Origin of the sequence: Bradyrhizobium sp. NBAIM08 (genome assembly GCF_020193935.1) — a bacterium.
In the GTDB taxonomy this organism is placed as follows: Bacteria; Pseudomonadota; Alphaproteobacteria; order Rhizobiales; family Xanthobacteraceae; genus Bradyrhizobium; species Bradyrhizobium yuanmingense.
The window spans coordinates 1-573 of the sequence record NZ_JADYVR010000087.1 but is presented as its reverse complement, the minus strand read 5'-3'; the positions used below and the strand labels follow the sequence as shown (position 1 = coordinate 573).

The window sequence follows — 573 nt, the reverse complement described above, 5'->3', positions numbered from 1 at the left end:
AATCGAACATTGAACCGTTATTTTGAAGGCATTAAAAAAATTGAATTGATTGATGTCTTTTCACGTAGTGTAGCAGAAATAATGATGGGCTTTATTGCCCGGCAGCAGTATCTGTTTCAAAAAGTCATTGAACAGGAGGAAAGACATGAAGGAGAAATTGCAGAATCGACTTTACGCCTTTTATATGAAAACAGACTTAAATTTCTCTGGTTAATTACTAAAAAGGATGGGAAGGCATTGAAGCAGTATCGGGAATATAAAGTGGGCCGTGAAGCTTATTTCGTGGAGTATATGAAAGGAGTAACTCAGAAAAAGAAGAAACAGGACAATAGGTTAAACCAAATGTCCGATCAGTTAAAAGAAGCAATGCAAAGCGAGGGTATTGACGAATATAAACTTGCAATCGAGAAAGGAGATGCATTTGAATTAAACATTGGACAACTGGCTGCTGATTTAGGTGACGATGAATCTATAATTTATACGTCTATTTATAAAAGAACTTCGGATATAATTCACGGCAATTGGCGAATCCTGGAAAAGTATCATCTTGAAAAAAGCATAAACCCTGCTCAC

The 573-nt window shown here is 36.1% G+C and carries 1 protein-coding gene; it reads left to right on the top strand.

Going from position 1 to position 573, the window contains the following annotated elements; translation table 11 throughout:
- Nucleotides 1–573: DUF5677 domain-containing protein (locus I6F37_RS38525; protein ID WP_225154147.1), on the top strand; the 573-nt coding region annotated here is incomplete at both ends.